Annotated in this window: 16 protein-coding genes; 6 read left to right on the top strand and 10 right to left on the bottom strand. The window is 63.5% G+C overall.

Going from position 1 to position 16691, the window contains the following annotated elements; genetic code table 11:
* Nucleotides 1–9: 9 nt before the first annotated feature.
* The 6 genes from lepB to rpoE form a co-directional block, all read right to left on the bottom strand.
* Nucleotides 10–864, bottom strand: a complete 855-nt coding sequence (gene lepB / locus ACKLLE_RS22770) for a signal peptidase I (protein WP_009399851.1) — start codon at nt 862–864, stop codon at nt 10–12.
* A 5-nt stretch (nt 865–869) separates the two neighbouring features.
* Entirely contained in the window at nt 870–2669 is a 1800-nt protein-coding gene (lepA, locus tag ACKLLE_RS22765) for a translation elongation factor 4 (protein ID WP_037060434.1), read from the bottom strand.
* Between the two features lie 269 nt (nt 2670–2938).
* Entirely contained in the window at nt 2939–4318 is a 1380-nt protein-coding gene (locus tag ACKLLE_RS22760) for a DegQ family serine endoprotease (RefSeq protein WP_420059134.1), read from the bottom strand.
* A 315-nt stretch (nt 4319–4633) separates the two neighbouring features.
* On the bottom strand, nt 4634–5599 hold the full coding sequence (locus ACKLLE_RS22755) for a MucB/RseB C-terminal domain-containing protein (RefSeq protein WP_064303393.1): 966 nt from the start codon (nt 5597–5599) through the stop codon (nt 4634–4636).
* 26 nt (nt 5600–5625) lie between these two features.
* A complete protein-coding gene (locus ACKLLE_RS22750; RefSeq protein ID WP_064303394.1) occupies nt 5626–6219 on the bottom strand; it encodes a sigma-E factor negative regulatory protein in 594 nt (197 codons plus the stop codon).
* Between the two features lie 31 nt (nt 6220–6250).
* Nucleotides 6251–6832, bottom strand: a complete 582-nt coding sequence (gene rpoE / locus ACKLLE_RS22745) for an RNA polymerase sigma factor RpoE/AlgU (RefSeq protein WP_003252049.1) — start codon at nt 6830–6832, stop codon at nt 6251–6253.
* 457 nt (nt 6833–7289) lie between these two features.
* Here rpoE and nadB point away from each other — a divergent pair, with 457 nt between their 5' ends.
* Entirely contained in the window at nt 7290–8906 is a 1617-nt protein-coding gene (gene nadB / locus ACKLLE_RS22740; RefSeq protein WP_009399867.1) for an L-aspartate oxidase, read from the top strand.
* On the opposite strand, the gene ACKLLE_RS22735 is transcribed toward nadB, so the two are convergent.
* Together ACKLLE_RS22735 and ACKLLE_RS22730 are read right to left on the bottom strand one after the other, a co-directional pair.
* Nucleotides 8875–9327, bottom strand: a complete 453-nt coding sequence (locus ACKLLE_RS22735; RefSeq protein ID WP_420059123.1) for a protein YgfX — start codon at nt 9325–9327, stop codon at nt 8875–8877. The genes nadB and ACKLLE_RS22735 overlap by 32 nt on opposite strands.
* Nucleotides 9311–9565, bottom strand: a complete 255-nt coding sequence (locus ACKLLE_RS22730; RefSeq protein ID WP_003252043.1) for an FAD assembly factor SdhE — start codon at nt 9563–9565, stop codon at nt 9311–9313. Before ACKLLE_RS22730 ends, ACKLLE_RS22735 begins: the two co-directional genes overlap by 17 nt.
* Nucleotides 9566–9710: 145 nt before the next feature.
* On the opposite strand from ACKLLE_RS22730, the gene ygfZ reads away from it, so the two are divergent.
* Nucleotides 9711–10640 (top strand): CAF17-like 4Fe-4S cluster assembly/insertion protein YgfZ, encoded by a 930-nt coding sequence (gene ygfZ, locus ACKLLE_RS22725; protein ID WP_009399875.1) that lies wholly within the window; start codon nt 9711–9713, stop codon nt 10638–10640.
* A gap of 59 nt (nt 10641–10699) precedes the next feature.
* The gene (locus tag ACKLLE_RS22720) at nt 10700–11509 is read left to right on the top strand and encodes an HDOD domain-containing protein (protein ID WP_420059122.1); all 810 of its coding nucleotides are present in this window, start codon (nt 10700–10702) and stop codon (nt 11507–11509) included.
* 31 nt (nt 11510–11540) lie between these two features.
* On the opposite strand, the gene ACKLLE_RS22715 is transcribed toward ACKLLE_RS22720, so the two are convergent.
* Nucleotides 11541–12923, bottom strand: a complete 1383-nt coding sequence (locus ACKLLE_RS22715; RefSeq protein ID WP_009399878.1) for a sensor histidine kinase — start codon at nt 12921–12923, stop codon at nt 11541–11543.
* Nucleotides 12916–13587 carry a response regulator gene (locus ACKLLE_RS22710; protein ID WP_064303404.1) on the bottom strand — a complete coding sequence of 224 codons (672 nt, stop codon included), beginning with the start codon at nt 13585–13587 and terminating at the stop codon, nt 12916–12918. The genes ACKLLE_RS22715 and ACKLLE_RS22710 overlap by 8 nt, the downstream gene beginning before the upstream one ends.
* Nucleotides 13588–13790: 203 nt before the next feature.
* Here ACKLLE_RS22710 and ACKLLE_RS22705 point away from each other — a divergent pair, with 203 nt between their 5' ends.
* The 3 genes from ACKLLE_RS22705 to ACKLLE_RS22695 all read left to right on the top strand — a co-directional run bounded on the left by ACKLLE_RS22705 (nt 13791) and on the right by ACKLLE_RS22695 (nt 16690).
* Nucleotides 13791–15080: an OprD family porin gene (locus ACKLLE_RS22705; RefSeq protein ID WP_420059121.1), complete on the top strand. Its 1290-nt coding sequence runs from the start codon at nt 13791–13793 to the stop codon at nt 15078–15080.
* Nucleotides 15081–15109: 29 nt separating this feature from the next.
* Nucleotides 15110–16096 (top strand): Bug family tripartite tricarboxylate transporter substrate binding protein, encoded by a 987-nt coding sequence (locus tag ACKLLE_RS22700; protein ID WP_376699743.1) that lies wholly within the window; start codon nt 15110–15112, stop codon nt 16094–16096.
* A gap of 135 nt (nt 16097–16231) precedes the next feature.
* Entirely contained in the window at nt 16232–16690 is a 459-nt protein-coding gene (locus tag ACKLLE_RS22695) for a tripartite tricarboxylate transporter TctB family protein (protein WP_009399885.1), read from the top strand.
* The last annotated feature ends 1 nt before the right edge of the window (nt 16691 follow it).

Here is a 16691-nt window from a genome sequence, read left to right as displayed (position 1 = left end):
GTGAAGGTGCTACTTGATCAGCCCGACCCGGGACAGGCTCGGGAAGTGGCTGAGTTTCGGCTCTGGCCAGCTCATCCAGACGGCAAAGGCCTTGCCGACGATGTTCTGGTCCGGAACCATTCCCAGCAGCTCCTTGGGAATCGACGGGTCGTCCCAGTAGCGGCTGTCGTTGGAGTTGTCGCGGTTGTCGCCCATCATGAAGTAGTGGCCGGCAGGTACCGTCCATTGCTGGTCCGGCGGCATGCGGTAGCGACTCATTTCCTTGCGGATCAGGTGCTCGGCCTCGCCGAGCTTTTCCTTGTACAGCTCGGCGCTGCCCAGGGTACCCGGCTCGGCACCGACCAGTTGCTCGGCAACCTGCTGGCCGTTGACGTACAGGCGCTTGTCGCTGGTATAGCGCACCACGTCGCCCGGCAAGCCGACCACACGCTTGATGTAGTTGACGTTCGGGTCGCTCGGGTAGCGGAACACCATCACATCGCCGCGCTGCGGGTCACCGACCTCGATGACTTTCTTGTCGATCACCGGCAGGCGGATGCCATAGGAGAACTTGTTGACCAGGATGAAATCGCCCACTTCCAGGGTCGGCTTCATCGATCCCGAAGGGATCTGGAACGGCTCGACCAGGAACGAGCGCAGCACCAGCACGATGAACAGCACCGGGAAGAACGACTTGCCGTACTCGACCAGCAACGGCTCCTTGTTCAACTGCTCGAGCACCGACACCTCGGGCTGGCTGACGCTGCCCTGGTAGGTGGCGATGGCGGCCCGCCGACGCGGGGCCAGGAACAGCAGATCGATCAGCGCCAACAGCCCACAGACAAAGACTGCGATGACCAGCAACAGCGGGAAATTTAGTGACATAGGACCTAGCTATCCAACCGGAGCACGGCGAGGAAGGCTTCTTGTGGAATCTCCACGTTGCCCACCTGTTTCATGCGTTTCTTACCAGCCTTCTGTTTCTCCAGCAGCTTGCGCTTACGGCTCACGTCGCCACCGTAACATTTGGCCAGTACGTTCTTTCTGAGCGCCTTGACCGTGGTCCGGGCAACGATCTGGCCGCCGATGGCTGCCTGGATCGCTACGTCGAACATCTGCCGCGGGATCAGTTCCTTCATCTTCTCGGTCAACGCGCGACCTTTGTAGTGCGCGTTGTCGCGGTGCACGATCAATGCCAGGGCATCGACCTTGTCGCCGTTGATCAGTACATCGAGCTTGACCAGGTTGGCCGACTGATAACGGTCGAAATGGTAATCCAGCGAAGCATAGCCGCGACTGGTGGACTTGAGACGGTCGAAGAAGTCCAGTACCACCTCGTTCATCGGCAGGTCGTAGCGCACCTGCACCTGCGAGCCGAGGAACTGCATGTCGCGCTGGACGCCACGCTTCTCGATGCACAGGGTAATGACGTTGCCCAGGTGCTCCTGGGGCACGAGGATGGTCGCTGCGACGATCGGCTCGCGGAAGTCTTCGACCGAGGAGATGTCCGGCAGTTTCGACGGGTTGTCGACATAGATGGTTTCGCCGGTCTTGAGCTTGACCTCGAAGATCACGCTCGGCGCGGTGGTGATCAGGTCCAGGTCGTATTCGCGCTCCAGGCGCTCCTGGATGATCTCCATGTGCAGCATGCCGAGGAAGCCGCAACGGAAGCCGAAGCCCAGGGCGTCGGAGCTTTCAGGGGTGTACTGCAGCGAAGAGTCGTTCAGGGTCAGTTTCTGCAACGCATCGCGAAAATCTTCGAAATCGTCGGAACTCACCGGGAACAGGCCGGCATATACCTGCGGCTGGATCTGTTTGAAACCTGGCAGCACTTCGACTTCGGGCGTCGAGGACAGGGTCAGGGTGTCGCCCACCGGCGCACCGAGGATTTCCTTGATGCTGGCGATGATGAAGCCCACTTCACCGGCCTTGAGGTCGGCGGTAACCGTGTGTTTCGGGGTGAAGACGCCGACGCTGTCGACCAGGTGCACCTTGCCGGTGGACTTGACCAGGATCTTGTCGCCCTTCTTCACGCGGCCGTGGCGCACGCGGACCAGGGACACGACACCCAGGTAGTTGTCGAACCAGGAGTCGATGATCAGCGCCTGCAATGGCGCGTCGATCTCGCCTTCCGGCGCCGGAATGGTCTGTACCAGGCGCTCGAGCACGTCGTTGACGCCCATGCCGCTCTTGGCCGAACAGGCCACGGCGTCGGTGGCGTCGATGCCGATGATCTTCTCGATTTCTTCCTTGACCCGGTCCGGATCGGCCTGGGGCAGGTCCATCTTGTTCAGCACCGGCATGACTTCCAGGCCCTGCTCGATGGCGGTATAGCAGTTGGCGACGGACTGCGCCTCGACGCCCTGCCCGGCATCGACCACCAGCAAGGCGCCCTCGCAGGCAGCCAGCGAACGGCTGACTTCATAGGTGAAGTCGACGTGGCCGGGGGTATCGATGAAGTTCAGCTGGTAGGTTTTGCCGTCGCCTGCCTTGTAGTGCAGGGTGACGCTGTGGGCCTTGATGGTGATTCCGCGTTCGCGCTCGAGGTCCATGGAATCGAGAACCTGCGCCTCCATCTCACGGTCGCTCAGGCCGCCGCACATCTGGATGAACCGGTCAGCCAGGGTCGACTTGCCGTGGTCAATGTGGGCGATGATGGAGAAATTGCGGATATGACTCAAATCACTCACGGATCAACACTCAAAAAGGCCGCGGGCCGGACGCCCGCCGAAAAATAGCCGGGAATTGTACCTGATGCCGATGGGTTGTGGGAGATTCCGTTCGCCGGGCGCCGCGGCCCCTGTGGGAGCGGGTTCACCCGCGATTACGGTGGTGGATTCACCGACGCAATCGCGGGTGAACCCGCTCCCACAGGGTCCGCGCTGTATTATCAGAAAGCAAAAAGCTGCAAGAAAGAGGCGCCTCTCTCTTGCAGCTTATGCCTTACCGCTTGTGGCTGTTATTCAGCCAGCTTGAAGGTAATGAAGCTGGCACGCCCCTGGCGCAGGACGCGCATGGACACCGAACGGTTCTTCGGCAGTTCCTTGGCGATCTCCGTGAACTGCTTGGCCGAGGTGATCGCCTGGTTGTTCAGGTGGCTGATCACATCGCCCGGGCGCAGGCCGATCATGGCTGCGGGGCCGTCCTGGACATCCTTGATGACCACACCGCCTTGCAGTTCGAGGGTTTTCTTCTGCTCGGCGGTCAGGTCCGACACGCTCACACCCAGGCGGTTGCTGCTGCGCTCGACGGCGCCGCCCGGGGTGGTGGTGACTTCCGCGTCTTCGTCAGGCAGGGCGCCGATGGTCACATCGAGGTTCTGGCGCTTGCCGTTGCGGATGATATCCAGACGGGCCTTGGCACCATCCTTCAGACCGCCCACGAGATGCGGCAGGTCGGCGGACATTACGATCGGCTGGCCGTTGAGGCTGAGGATCACGTCACCCACCTGCAGGCCGCCCTTGGCCGCCGGGCCGTCTTCCAGGACCTGGGCCACCAGCGCGCCGGCCGGCTTGTCCAGGCCGAAGGATTCGGCCAGGTCCTTGTTGACTTCCTGGATCACCACGCCGAGCCAGCCGCGGCTGACCTTGCCATCCTTCTTCAACTGGTTGGAGACGTCCAGTGCCACGTCGATCGGAATGGCGAACGACAGACCCATGAAGCCACCGGAGCGGGTGAAGATCTGCGAGTTGATACCGACCACTTCGCCATTCATGTTGAACAGCGGGCCACCGGAGTTGCCCGGGTTGATCGCCACGTCGGTCTGGATGAACGGCACATAGGTATCGTTCGGCAAGGTGCGGCCCTTGGCACTGACGATACCCTTGGTCACCGAGTGGTCGAAACCGAATGGCGAGCCGATGGCCAGTACCCATTCGCCGACCTTCAGCTTCGACGAGTCGCCCAGTTTCACCGTCGGCAGGTTCTTGCCGTCGACCTTCAGCAGCGCCACGTCGGTACGCGGGTCGGTGCCGACCAGCTTGGCCTGCAGTTCGCTGCGGTCGGACAGGCGAACGATGATTTCGTCGGCGTCGGCGATCACGTGGTTGTTGGTCAGCACGTAGCCATCATCGGAAATGATGAAGCCCGAGCCCAGCGATTGCGCTTCACGCTGGCGGTCGCCACGGGGCTGGCGCGGCTGCTGCGGGATGCTGCGCTCGAAGAACTCGCGGAACATCGGCGGCAGGCCTTCCAGGTCCGGCATCTGTCCGGTGGCGTACTTGCGGTCCGGCAGCTTCTGCTTGGTACTGATGTTCACAACCGCCGGCGAGGCCTGCTCGACCAGGGTGGTGAAGTCCGGCAGGGCTTCGGCTTGCGCAGTGGCCATCTGGCCGAGCATCAGCACGGCGGCAAATAGCGATAGGTAGGATTTCAAGCGTGGTATCGACATACGGCTCCCGTCACAACGAGCGTGGTTAAGCAGTAGGGTCCTGCCCATGAAAAAGGCCCGGTTGCAACCCGAGGGCTACGACCAGGCCTGGAACATCGGCATTTCTTGAGGCTGCAACAGCAGGAAAGGCCAGACCCGCAAGGGCCTGACCTATAGAAAAATCTGGATGGATTTGCAAACTTGAAGGCTTACCAATCATGTCAGCGGCTCTGGGACATGCCTTTCATCCTTTCTCGTCCATGTATGGATGCAACTCCAACATCGTTACTGACTTGCCTGGGCGTCCTGCGGGCGCATCGACAAGGCCACGTGCTCGGCGGTACCGATGGGGATCTCCCCGACCACCGTCACCATCACCTCGCCCTTGGGCGTGGTGAGCTGTCGCGAGACCGCAACGGTCGGGCCCAGCTGGGTGCGCGTATCGAAGCCGCCACCACCGTCCAGCGCCTCGAGGAATACCGAGAAGCGGGCCAGGCCATCGTCATACATTAGACTGCTGACGCTGTGCTTGCCGTCGGCATCCTTGCGTACGCTGCTGTTGACCAGTTCGAAGCCGGGCGGCAACCACTCCGAGCGCCAGCCGGCAACTGCCTCGTGGGGCTTGTCGGCAGCCTGGGCTACCGCACGGCAATTGGCGCTGGGCTTGAGCTCGGCATCGTCGGGGATGTCGCGGGTATCCAGGCGGGTGAACTGGAAACGTTCGAGCAACTGCTCCTTGTCATTGATCAACAAGGATTTGAGCGGCAGCGCGGTCTGCTTGTCCAGGTGCAGCTCGAAGGCATAGCGGTGCTGGTCACGCGGACGCAGGGTAACGATCACCACGTCGCGCCCGGCTACCCGGGATTGCCCCGCAACGCTCAGGTCGTACCAGTTCATCAGTTTCAGGGGATCGAGCACTCGCGCCACGGACTGTGTCGCGTTGCCCACGCCTGCCACCAGGCCTCCGCTCACGCACTGGGTCTGGCCGTCCACGCGCACCACTTCCTGGGCCGGGCCGTCGAGCTGCAGCAGCCGCTCGCTGACCTTGCCGTTCTGGACGCGATGCCAGATGTCGTGGGTGGAAAAACTGCCGTTGCGTTCGTAAACGAAAGTGCCCTGATAGCTCTGCTCCTGATCGGCCCGGGCCAGTCGGTTCAGCCAGTCAGCGGCTTCGGTCGACGAGTTGGCAGCATGGGCCGGCAGGGTCAGACAGCCGCTGAACAGGAGCGGTATGAGAGGTAGCGCGCGCATGATCCTCCTTACGGGTGTTTCAGCTCTCAGCGGTTTTCCAGGCTGGCCGCACGGGCGTAAGGCAACGCGCTTTCAGTACCCTTCACGGCAGCTTCCTGGGCGTGCTGGCGCAGGTAGCCAGGCAGACGCTGGTCTTGCCAGCCGCTTTGACCCTGCAGAACGCCGTTGGCCATCGGGCCTGGAGCCTGCTCGGAACTTTCGCTGTAGCCCGCCAGGACCGCCGGCCCTTGCACTTGCGGAGCGGCCAGGCCTTGCTGGGCAGGCTGCTGGGCCGCCAGTTGCGCACCGGCGATGTCATCCTGATTGTACAGGCGAACACCGGCCAGCACGGCCAGGGTAACCGAGGCAGCGACGGCCAGGCGGCCAACGCTGCGCCATGGGCCGCGAGCGACCTTGGCCGGAACGGCTTCGTCAGCCAGGGCTGCGGAGACTGCCGAAGCGATGTCCAGTTTCGGCATCAGCAGTTCCTTGTGCATCGCTGCACGGGCTACCTGGTAACGCGACCAGGTGGCACGGGTTTCGGGGTCGTCCGAGGCACTCAGTACCCGACGCAACTCCAGTTCGTCCGCTTCGTTATCCATCACCGCGGACAGCGATTCCTGCAAAGCTTCACGACTCATGGCGGTTCCTCTCTTGGCTGTCGCCGCTGTCTCAGGTTTCCTGCAACAACGGCTGCAGGGCTTTGTCTATGGCCTCCCGAGCGCGGAAAATTCGAGAGCGCACGGTACCCACCGGACATTGCATGACGCTGGCAATGTCCTCGTAACTCAGACCATCGAATTCACGTAAAGTTAACGCAGTACGCAAATCTTCCGGCAGTTGCTGGATGGTCCGATGGACGGTGCCTTCGATCTCATCGCGCAACAGCGAGCGTTCGGGGGATTCGAGGTCCTTGAGGCCATGATCGCCATCGTAAAACTCTGCATCCTCTGAACTGACATCGCTGTCCGGTGGCCGCCGACCGCGGGACACCAGATAGTTTTTCGCCGTGTTGATCGCAATCCGGTAAAGCCAGGTGTAGAAAGCACTGTCACCCCGGAAATTGCCAAGAGCACGGTAGGCCTTGATGAACGCTTCCTGCGCCACATCCTGGGCCTCATGGGTGTCGTGCACGAATCGCACGATCAACCCGAGAATCTTGTGCTGATACTTCAGCACCAACAGATCGAAAGCTCGCCTGTCGCCGCGCTGTACGCGCTCGACCAGCTGCTGATCCTCTTCCTGGGTTAGCATGAACACTCCTCGGTGAACCTGGAGGAGTGTCGCTTCGGCCATCGCTCAGGCTTGCAACCATAGACTCGGGCTTTGTGCAAAAGTTCTCCCCCTCCAGACAAGTTTCCTGCGGCCCTTGGTTGGCTCGCACGAAAACGCAGCGCGGTCGTGGCCGGCTGCGTCGATAAATCAGTCTTCTATACATGAGCAACGGCTGAAACCGGCTGTTGCCTCCCGTCATCACGGCTGCTGACTCATGGGCAACCCTCTATGGATATTCGCGATTCCGAGAAAGTTCCCACATGCGACAGGCAGAACGGCGTCATGACATGGAAATCCGGGCGTCGAGGCTGCTATAAAGGCAGCCCACCGAGATTCACGATAGTTTCACAATGCCATAAACGCTTGACCATTGTGCCGATACCACTGCCCTTATTCCAGTGTCCTACGTGGTCGCTCCGCGCGGAAATCCCAAGACATGAGCCAACAATTCCAACATGACGTCCTCGTGATCGGCAGCGGTGCCGCGGGCCTGAGCCTCGCGCTGAACCTGCCGGCGCACCTGCGCATCGCCGTCCTGAGCAAGGGCGACCTGGCCAACGGCTCGACCTTCTGGGCCCAGGGCGGCGTGGCCGCGGTGCTCGATGACACCGACACCGTGCAATCCCACGTCGAGGACACCCTCAACGCCGGCGCCGGCCTGTGCCATGAAGACGCCGTGCGCTTCACCGTCGAGCACAGCCGCGAGGCCATCGAGTGGCTGATCGACCAGGGCGTACCCTTTACCCGCGATGAGCATGCCAGCGTAGATGACGGTGGTTTCGAGTTCCACCTGACCCGCGAGGGCGGCCATAGCCATCGGCGCATCATCCATGCCGCCGACGCCACCGGCGCGGCGATCTTCACGACCCTGCTCGAACAGGCCCGCCAGCGTCCGAATATCGAACTGCTCGAACAGCGGGTAGCCGTGGACCTGATCACCGAACGCCGCCTTGGCCTGGACGGCGAGCGCTGCCTCGGCGCCTATGTGCTTAACCGCGGCAGCGGTGAAGTGGACACCTACGGCGCACGTTTCACCGTATTGGCGACCGGTGGCGCGGCCAAGGTCTATCTCTATACCAGCAACCCGGACGGCGCCTGCGGCGACGGCATCGCCATGGCCTGGCGCGCCGGGTGCCGGGTGGCCAACCTGGAATTCAACCAGTTCCACCCGACCTGCCTGTACCATCCGCAGGCCAAGAGCTTCCTCATTACCGAGGCCCTGCGCGGCGAAGGCGGCCTGCTCAGGCTGCCCAATGGCGAGCGCTTCATGGAACGCTTCGATCCGCGCGCCGAGCTGGCCCCGCGGGACATCGTGGCACGCGCCATCGACCATGAAATGAAGCGCATCGGCGCCGATTGCGTATACCTGGATATCAGCCACAAGCCGGCAGACTTCATCAAAAGCCATTTTCCCACCGTGTACGAACGCTGCCTGACGTTCGGCATCGACATCACCCGCCAGCCGATCCCGGTTGTTCCCGCTGCCCACTACACCTGTGGTGGAGTGATGATCGACCAGGACGGCCGCACCGACGTGCCCGGCCTCTACGCCATCGGCGAAACCAGCTTCACCGGCCTGCACGGCGCCAACCGCATGGCCAGCAACTCGCTGCTGGAATGTTTCGTCTACGGCCGCTCGGCCGCCGCCGACATCGTCGCCCAACTGGACCAAGTTGAAACACCAAGGTCCCTGCCCTGCTGGGACGCCAGCCAGGTGACCGACTCGGACGAGGACGTGATCATCGCGCACAACTGGGACGAACTGCGGCGCTTCATGTGGGACTACGTGGGCATCGTGCGCACCAGCAAACGCCTGCAGCGCGCCCAGCACCGGGTACGCCTGCTGCTGGACGAAATCGACGAGTTCTACAGCAACTACAAGGTCAGCCGCGACCTGATCGAGTTGCGCAACCTGGCCCAGGTCGCCGAACTGATGATCCTTTCGGCCATGCAGCGCAAGGAGTCCCGCGGGCTGCACTACACCCTGGACTATCCGGAGCTATTGCCCGAGGTGCAGGACACTATCCTGCAGCCGCCCACCTTTTCCGACTGAACTTCAAGCGCAGCCGCAGGCGCCGGTGCTGCACCGGCTCCAGCGCGTCATGGCCGATGCACTGGCTGCGTGCAAACCACTGCCCGGCACGACGAAACCTCAGGATGACCAACCCCGGCAGCGCCACGCTGTCGGGGCGCATCTGCACGGCGTGCCAGCCACGGGCCTCGCTCCACAACTGCCAGCCGCTGGCATCGCGGCGCAGGCCGGTGATCGCGTGGGGATGAGTCAGGAGAATATGCCGCGGAATGACCCAGCAGGCGTGACCCAGGCATAGCGCCAGGCCAGGAACGATGAAAAACAGGGGAATCGCCAGCAGGCCCAGGGCAACCATGGCCAGCGCCAGGCAGGCGAGATAGAGCGCCAGCAGGGTTTTCGAGCCCCGCCAGCGACACTCGAAGCGGTCACTTGGGCTGGACACGATCCAGGATGATCCGAACCATGCGCTGCAGCTCCGGATCTTCCGACTCGGTGCGCTCCATGAACCAGCCGAACATGTCCTGATCCTCGCAGCTCAGCAGACGCACGTACAGCTCGCGGTCCGTCTCGTTCAGGGTCGGGTAGACCTCCTGGGTGAAAGGTACCAGCAGTACGTCCAGCTCCAGCATGCCGCGGCGGCTGTGCCAGAACAGGCGATTGAGTTCAGTTTGTTCGACCATGGGGCCCTCCTCGAAAAGGCCGCCAGTATACAGACCGAACCGGCGATGGGCACACGGCGTTGGTCGAGTGGGCCGTGAGGCTGCTACCTATTTTGCCAATCGCACTCTATGATGGCCGCCAGTCCTGAATTACCTGCGATGAACCATGGCCGATTCCGCTTTTTTCTGCACCCTGTCCCATGAAGGCGTCCTCGCCGTACGCGGTTCCGACGCCGGCAAGTTCCTGCAAGGTCAACTGACCTGCCATATCGGTTATCTCGACGAACAGACCTCCAGCCTTGGCTCGCGCTGCATGCAGAAGGGCCGGATGCAGTCGAGCTTCCGCATCCTGCCGCAAGGCGACGGTTTCCTTCTGGCAATGACCCGCGAGTTGCTCGAACCGCAACTGGCAGACCTGAAAAAATACGCGGTGTTTTCCAAGGCGAAGCTCACCGATGAAAGCGACGCCTGGGTCCGCTTCGGCCTCACCGGGGGTGACGCCGCCCTCGCAGCGCTGGGCCTCGATGTACCTGCCGAAGCCGGTGCCACCGTACGCCATGACGGCCTGATCGCGGTCAACGTATCTCCCGGCCGGGTCGAACTCTGGGCTCCGGCTGACCAGGCCGACGCAGTCCGCGCGCAACTGGCCGCCCATCTGCCCGAGGCCGGGCTGGACGACTGGCTGCTCGGCCAGATCCGCGCCGGCATCGGCCAGGTCATGGAGCAGACCCGCGAACTGTTCATCCCGCAAATGATCAACCTGCAGGCCGTCGGTGGCGTGAGCTTCAAGAAAGGCTGCTACACCGGGCAGGAAATCGTCGCGCGCATGCAGTACCTGGGCAAGCTCAAGCGCCGCCTGTACCGCCTGGCCCTGGCCGAAGGCGAGACGCCGGCGCCGGGCAGCGAGATCTTCTCGCCGACCCATGCTTCGTCGGTGGGCGAAGTGGTGATCGCCGCCCGTGGCGAACTGCTCGCCGTACTGAGCGCCGACTCCGTGGAAGACGGCAACCTGCACCTGGGCAGCCTCGAAGGCCCGCGCCTGGAACTGCTGACCTTGCCTTACGAACTGGACCGCGACCGCGAGATCCAGCGCTGAGCCCGCCCCGCCCCGCCGCATGCCGGCGGGGCCATCCCTGAACGCGGGAGAAAGACACCATGAACACCCTGGCCAAGATGGTGCAAACGCAATTGCTGCGCGCCATCGATAACGACGACCTGGTCCTGCCGACCTTGCCCGAAGTTGCCATGAGCATCCGCGAGGCTGCGGAAGACACCGAAATCAGTGTCGCGACCCTGAGCAAAGTGATCGGCCGCGACGCCGCCCTGGCCGCGCGCCTGATCAAGGTGGTCAACAGTCCGTTGCTGCGGGCGATCACCGAGGTCACCGACCTGCAGACCGCCATCACCCGCCTCGGCGTCAACTACAGCTGCAACCTGGCGATCGGCCTGGTGATCGAACAGATCTTCCATGCCCGATCGGAGACGGTGGAACAGAAGATGCGCGAAATCTGGGCTAAAAGCCTGGAAGTGGCGGGCGTGAGCTATGAACTGGCGGCACGCTACACCGAGCTCAAGGCAGACCAGGCGGCCCTGGCCGGGCTGGTGCACCAGATCGGCGTGCTGCCGATCCTGACCTATGCCGAAGAGCACAACGAGCTGCTTTCGGACCCGGTGTGCCTGAACCATGTGATCGAACAGATTCATCCGGTGCTGGGGGACAAGATCCTCAGTGTATGGGAATTTCCCGAACAACTGGCGAATCTGCCGGGGGAAGTGCAGAACCTGGAGCGGCATTCGGCAAAGGTGGATTACGTGGATATCGTGCAGATCGCACGGGCGTTGTGCGACAAGACCGGACGGGAGCGCGCGGTTTCGGCGTTGCCGGCCTATCGGCACCTGGCGGTACCGGCGACCGGGTTGTTTTCCGAGGATGACCTGCTCGATGCACGGCTGATGTTCAGGTAGAACGCGGCTCCCACAGGGGCCGGTGTCGCTCTTATTGAACCGGATTGAAACTCACCCGGACCTTAAGCCCGCCCTTCTCCCCATCATGCAGGCTGATCCCTGCCAGGTGCGCCCGACAGATCTCGCCGACGATCGCCAGCCCCAGGCCAGTCCCCTGCGCGCCACGCCGATAGAAGCGCTCGAAAACCTTCTCTCGCTCTTCAAGTGGAATCCCCGGCCCGTCATCCTCTACCTCCAGGTCGCATGGCGCCGTGACCCGCAGGATCACATTGCCGCCCTTGGGCGTATGGGCCAGCGCATTGTCTACCAGGTTGCTCAGCAACTCGTTGAGCAGGGTCGGCTCACCTTTCACCCATACCGGAGCCTCGGCCTCCAGGGCCAGGGCGATGCCCCGGGCATGGGCCAGCGGCGCCATGGCCATGCCCAGTTCACGGGCCAGCTGGCTGAGATCGAGCAAGTGCGCCCCCCCTTCGGCGATCGCCCGGGCACCGTTCTCGACCCGGGCCATGGACAGCAATTGGTTGGCCAGGTGGGTCAGCTTGTCGGTGCTCTGCGCCGTGGCCTCCAGGGTTTCGTGCCAGACCTGCGGTTCCTTGGCCCGCAGCCCCAGTTCGACCCGCGCCTTGAGCGCCGCCAACGGTGTCCGCAGTTCATGGGCGGCATCGGCGATGAACTGCGCCTGGCGCTCGAACTGCCCGCGCAAACGCTCGGTGAAGTGATCGAGCGCACGCACCAGCGGCCCCAGTTCCTGTTGCACTTCCACCGACGGCAACGGGCGCAGGTCGTCCGGCTGGCGTTCTTCCACCGCACTGCGCAAGCGCTCCAGCGGGCGCAGCGCAGCACTCACCGCGAACCACACCAGCAGCAGCGCGCCCAGGGCCAGCATGCCCAGGCGCAACAGGGTATCGGCCATCAGACCGCGGGCCATGCGCACCCGCGCCTCTTCGGTTTCGGCGACGCGGATCTCGGCCATGCCGTTCATGTTCGGCTCGCTCACCGCCTTGAGCAGGCTCACCACCCGCACGTCCTGGCCGAGGTAACGGGCATTGTAGAAGCGCGCCAGGGCCGGGTAGTCATCGGTACGTGGCGTGCCGGGTGGCGGGCCGGGAATGTTTTCGTAGCCTGAAATCAGCTTCTGCTGGATGTCGTTGACCTGGTAGTAGATACGCCCGGCGCTGTCATAGGCGAAGGTGTCCAGGGCCACGTAGGGCACATCGGCGCTGAGGGTGCCGTCGCGCTGCGACAGCCCGGCGGCGATGGTCCGCGCCGAGGCCAGCAGGGTGCGGTCGTAGGCGGTGTCGGCGGCTTCGCGACCATTCCAGTAGGCACTCAGGCCACTGGCGATCATCAGCACCACCAGCAGCAGCGCCAGGTTGCGCAGCAGCCGTCCGCGCAGGCTGTCGGTGCTACGCATCGCGGTGCTCGAGCAAGTAACCGAGGCCGCGGAAGGTGACGATGGCCACCGCGTGACCGTCGAGCTTCTTGCGCAGACGGTGGATATAGATCTCGATGGCGTCGGGGCTGGCTTCCTCGTCCAGGCCGAAGACCTGCGAAGCCAGTTGCTCCTTGCTCATCACCCGGCCGGGACGGGCGATCAGGGCCTCGAGCACCGCCTGTTCGCGGGAGGTCAGGGTCAAGGGCTCGTCACCCAGGCTGAAGCGCCGGTTATCCAGGTCGTACACCAGCGGCCCGCAGCGCTGCTGACGTTCGCCGCCGAGCACGCTGCGGCGCAGCAAGGCCTTGACCCGCGCTTCCAGCTCGGTCAGCTCGAAGGGCTTGGCCAGGTAATCGTCGGCGCCCAGATTGAGCCCGTGGACCCGGTCCTTGACGTCGCTGCGCGCGGTCAGCATCAGCACCGGCACGGTCTTGCCCCGGGCGCGCAGGCGGGCCAGCACCTCGAAACCGTCCATCCGCGGCAGGCCCACATCCAGCACCGCCACCGCGTAATCCTCGCTGGCCAGGGCCAGGTCGGCGGCCACCCCGTCGTGCAGCACATCGACGGTCAGGCCAGTGCTTTTCAAGGCCTGGGCCACGCTTTCGGCCAACTGCAGATGGTCTTCGACGAGCAGCACTCGCATGGGTTTCTCCCGGTCGCGTCGCGTTCAGTGGCGCGGAGTTTACAGAGGAAGCGGCGCCTGTGAAGCCGCCGCGAGAATGAAAGTGAATTGAAAGGTTAGCGAAAGGTTGAGCCCCTAGCATCGCTTCACGGCTCCCTCCGGGAGGCGAAGAACGAACCGCAGCGTTCGTACCAAATAAGAACAATAAACGGGGTTTATTCCAGATGCTGTCAGCACAGCCTCGGGCGTTCGCGCCTATCCGTCGTCCTTTTTCCAGCCGCCACCCGCTTGTCAGCGCCATCACGCTGTGCAGCGTCGCACCGCTGAGCCAGGCCGCTTTCTTCGAAGACAGCAGTGCCACCTTCGAAACCCGCAACATGTATTTCAACCGCGACTTCCGCGACGGCACCAGCGCCCAGCAATCCAAGCGCGACGAGTGGGCACAGGGCTTCATGCTCAACCTGCAGTCGGGCTACACCGAGGGCACCGTCGGTTTCGGCATCGATGCCCTGGGCATGCTCGGGGTCAAGCTCGATTCCAGCCCGGATCGCACCGGCACCGGCCTGCTGCCGACCCACGACGACGGCCGCGCCGCCGACGAATACTCCAAGCTCGGCCTGACCGGCAAGGTCAGGATCTCCGCCACCGAGTTGAAGATCGGCACCCTGATCCCCGAGCTTCCGACCCTCAAGCCCAACGATGGGCGCATCCTGCCGCAGACCTTCGAGGGCGGCCTGCTGACGTCGAAGGAGATCAAGGGCCTGACCTTCACCGGCGGCCGCCTGGAGAAGGCCAAGGACCGCGATGACACCAACAAGGAAGACATCGCCCTGAACAACAAGAACGGGCGCTTCCTTGGCACCGTCGCCGGCAACCATTTCGACATGGCCGGCCTGGACTACAAGTTCACCGACCGCATCACCGGCAGCTACCACTTCGCCCAGCTCGACGACGTCTACCGCCAGCATTTCGCCGGCCTGACCGCGACCCAGCCGTGGGGCCCGGGCACCTTCGGCGCCGACCTGCGCCTGGCCCTCAGCGATGACCAGGGCCAGGCCCGCGGCGGCAAGATCGACAACACCTCGCTCAACGGCATGCTCAGCTACGGCCTCAACGGCCACAAGTTCAGCGCCGCGTACCAGAGCATGTCCGGCGACAGCGCCTTCCCCTACGTGGATGGCTCCGACCCGTACCTGGTCAACTTCGTCCAGATCAACGACTTCGCCGGAGCCGACGAGCGCTCCTGGCAAGTGCGTTACGACTACGACTTCGCCAAGCTCGGCGTTCCGGGGCTGACCTTCATGACCCGTTACATCAACGGCGACAACGTCAGCCTGGCGAACGGCGGCGAAGGCAAGGAATGGGAACGCAACACCGAGTTCAAGTACGTGGTGCAGAACGGCACGTTCAAGAACGTGGCAGTCCGCCTGCGCAACGCCACCTACCGCTCCAGCTTCGCCCGCGATGCGGACGAGGTGCGGTTGCTGGTGAGCTATAGCGTCGCCCTGTGGTAATCCGCTTATAACAACTAAAGCTACGGAGACTGAAGATGACCTTTTCACTGCGTCGAATCGCCATCGCCACCGGCTGCCTGCTGTTCGCCGGCCAGGTCCTGGCCGCCGAACCCAAACGCCCCGAATGCATCGCCCCGGCCTCGCCGGGCGGTGGCTTCGACCTGACCTGCAAGCTGGTGCAGAGCGCGCTGGTCAACGAGAAGATCCTGACCAAGCCCATGCGCGTCACCTACATGCCCGGCGGTGTCGGCGCGGTGGCCTACAACGCCGTGGTCGCCCAGCGTCCGGGCGATGCCGGCACGCTGGTGGCCTGGTCCAGCGGCTCGCTGCTGAACCTGGCCCAGGGCAAGTTCGGCCGCTTCGATGAAAACGCCGTGCGCTGGCTCGCGGCAGTCGGCACCAGCTACGGCGCCATCGCGGTGAAGAAGGACTCGCCCTACAAGACCCTCGACGACCTGGTCGCGGCCTTGAAGCAGGATCCGAGCAAGGTGGTGATCGGCTCCGGCGGCACCGTCGGCAGCCAGGACTGGATGCAGACCGCGCTGATCGCCAAGGCTGCCGGGATCAACCCGCGCGACCTGCGCTACGTCGCCCTGGAAGGCGGCGGCGAAATCGCCACGGCCCTACTCGGCGGGCATATCCAGGTCGGCAGTACCGACATCTCCGACTCCATGCCGCATATCCAGAGCGGCGACATGCGCCTGCTCGCGGTGTTCTCCGAACAGCGCCTGGACGAGCCCGAGATGAAGAACATCCCGACCGCCAGGGAACAGGGCTACGACATCGTCTGGCCGGTAGTGCGCGGGTTCTATGTGGGGCCGAAGGTCAGCGACGAGGACTACCAGTGGTGGAAAGCCTCGTTCGACAAGCTGCTGGCGTCCGAGGACTTCGCCAAGCTGCGTGACCAGCGCGAACTCTTCCCCTTCGCCATGACCGGGGACGAGCTGGACACCTACGTCAAGAAACAGGTCGCCGACTACAAGACGCTGGCCCGGGAATTCGGGTTGATCCAGTAACCCTGTAATCCGCCTCCACACGGACCCTGTGGGAGCGGGTTCACCCGCGATGGCGGTGGTGAATTCCCTATCGCCATCGCGGGTAAACCCGCTCCCACAGGGGAACGCGTGCGCCTCTAGATCGAGGACTATCAAATGATCCTGCAACGCATCTTCGCCCTGGCCCTGCTGGCGGTCTGTGCCGCCCTGGCCGTGATGGCCTGGCCCTACCAGGCCGCGTTTTCCTATGAACCGGTGGGCCCGCGCGCCTACCCGCTGCTGATGCTCGGCCTGATGGGCCTGGCCCTGCTCTACCTGGCCATTCGCCCGACGCCCATCGTGCGTGGCGAGGACGAGCCCGAGCTGGACCGCGAAACCCTGAACAAGATCGGCCTGTGCGTCGCCCTGTTGCTGGTGTTCGCCGCGACCTTCGAAAGCCTCGGCTTCATCGTCAGCAGCATTCTCGTCGGTGTGCCCATGGCCCGGCTGTACGGCGGCCGCTGGTCGGCCAGCGGCCTGATCGTGGCCTTCATGAGCATCACCCTCTACGTACTGTTCGACCGGGTAATGGACGTGCCACTGCCCCTCGGCCTGCTCGACGTCCTGGAGAATTGAT

The sequence above is a fragment of the Pseudomonas bharatica genome (assembly GCF_048586865.1).
Taxonomy (GTDB): domain Bacteria; phylum Pseudomonadota; class Gammaproteobacteria; order Pseudomonadales; family Pseudomonadaceae; genus Aquipseudomonas; species Aquipseudomonas bharatica.
Note: the sequence above shows the minus strand (reverse complement) of the source record. Positions and strands in the feature narration are given on the sequence as shown.

Excerpts from the sequence above, each read along its gene's own strand:
- lepB (WP_009399851.1), bottom strand. The coding sequence starts at position 864 with ATGTCACTAAATTTCCCGCTGTTGCTGGTCATCGCAGTCTTTGTCTGT.
- ACKLLE_RS22760 (WP_420059134.1), bottom strand. The coding sequence starts at position 4,318 with ATGCTCGGCCAGATGGCCACTGCGCAAGCCGAAGCCCTGCCGGACTTC.
- ACKLLE_RS22755 (WP_064303393.1), bottom strand. The coding sequence starts at position 5,599 with ATGCGCGCGCTACCTCTCATACCGCTCCTGTTCAGCGGCTGTCTGACC.
- ACKLLE_RS22750 (WP_064303394.1), bottom strand. The coding sequence starts at position 6,219 with ATGAGTCGTGAAGCTTTGCAGGAATCGCTGTCCGCGGTGATGGATAAC.
- rpoE (WP_003252049.1), bottom strand. The coding sequence starts at position 6,832 with ATGCTAACCCAGGAAGAGGATCAGCAGCTGGTCGAGCGCGTACAGCGC.
- nadB (WP_009399867.1), top strand. The coding sequence starts at position 7,290 with ATGAGCCAACAATTCCAACATGACGTCCTCGTGATCGGCAGCGGTGCC.
- ACKLLE_RS22730 (WP_003252043.1), bottom strand. The coding sequence starts at position 9,565 with ATGGTCGAACAAACTGAACTCAATCGCCTGTTCTGGCACAGCCGCCGC.
- ygfZ (WP_009399875.1), top strand. The coding sequence starts at position 9,711 with ATGGCCGATTCCGCTTTTTTCTGCACCCTGTCCCATGAAGGCGTCCTC.
- ACKLLE_RS22720 (WP_420059122.1), top strand. The coding sequence starts at position 10,700 with ATGAACACCCTGGCCAAGATGGTGCAAACGCAATTGCTGCGCGCCATC.
- ACKLLE_RS22715 (WP_009399878.1), bottom strand. The coding sequence starts at position 12,923 with ATGCGTAGCACCGACAGCCTGCGCGGACGGCTGCTGCGCAACCTGGCG.
- ACKLLE_RS22710 (WP_064303404.1), bottom strand. The coding sequence starts at position 13,587 with ATGCGAGTGCTGCTCGTCGAAGACCATCTGCAGTTGGCCGAAAGCGTG.
- ACKLLE_RS22705 (WP_420059121.1), top strand. The coding sequence starts at position 13,791 with ATGCTGTCAGCACAGCCTCGGGCGTTCGCGCCTATCCGTCGTCCTTTT.
- ACKLLE_RS22695 (WP_009399885.1), top strand. The coding sequence starts at position 16,232 with ATGATCCTGCAACGCATCTTCGCCCTGGCCCTGCTGGCGGTCTGTGCC.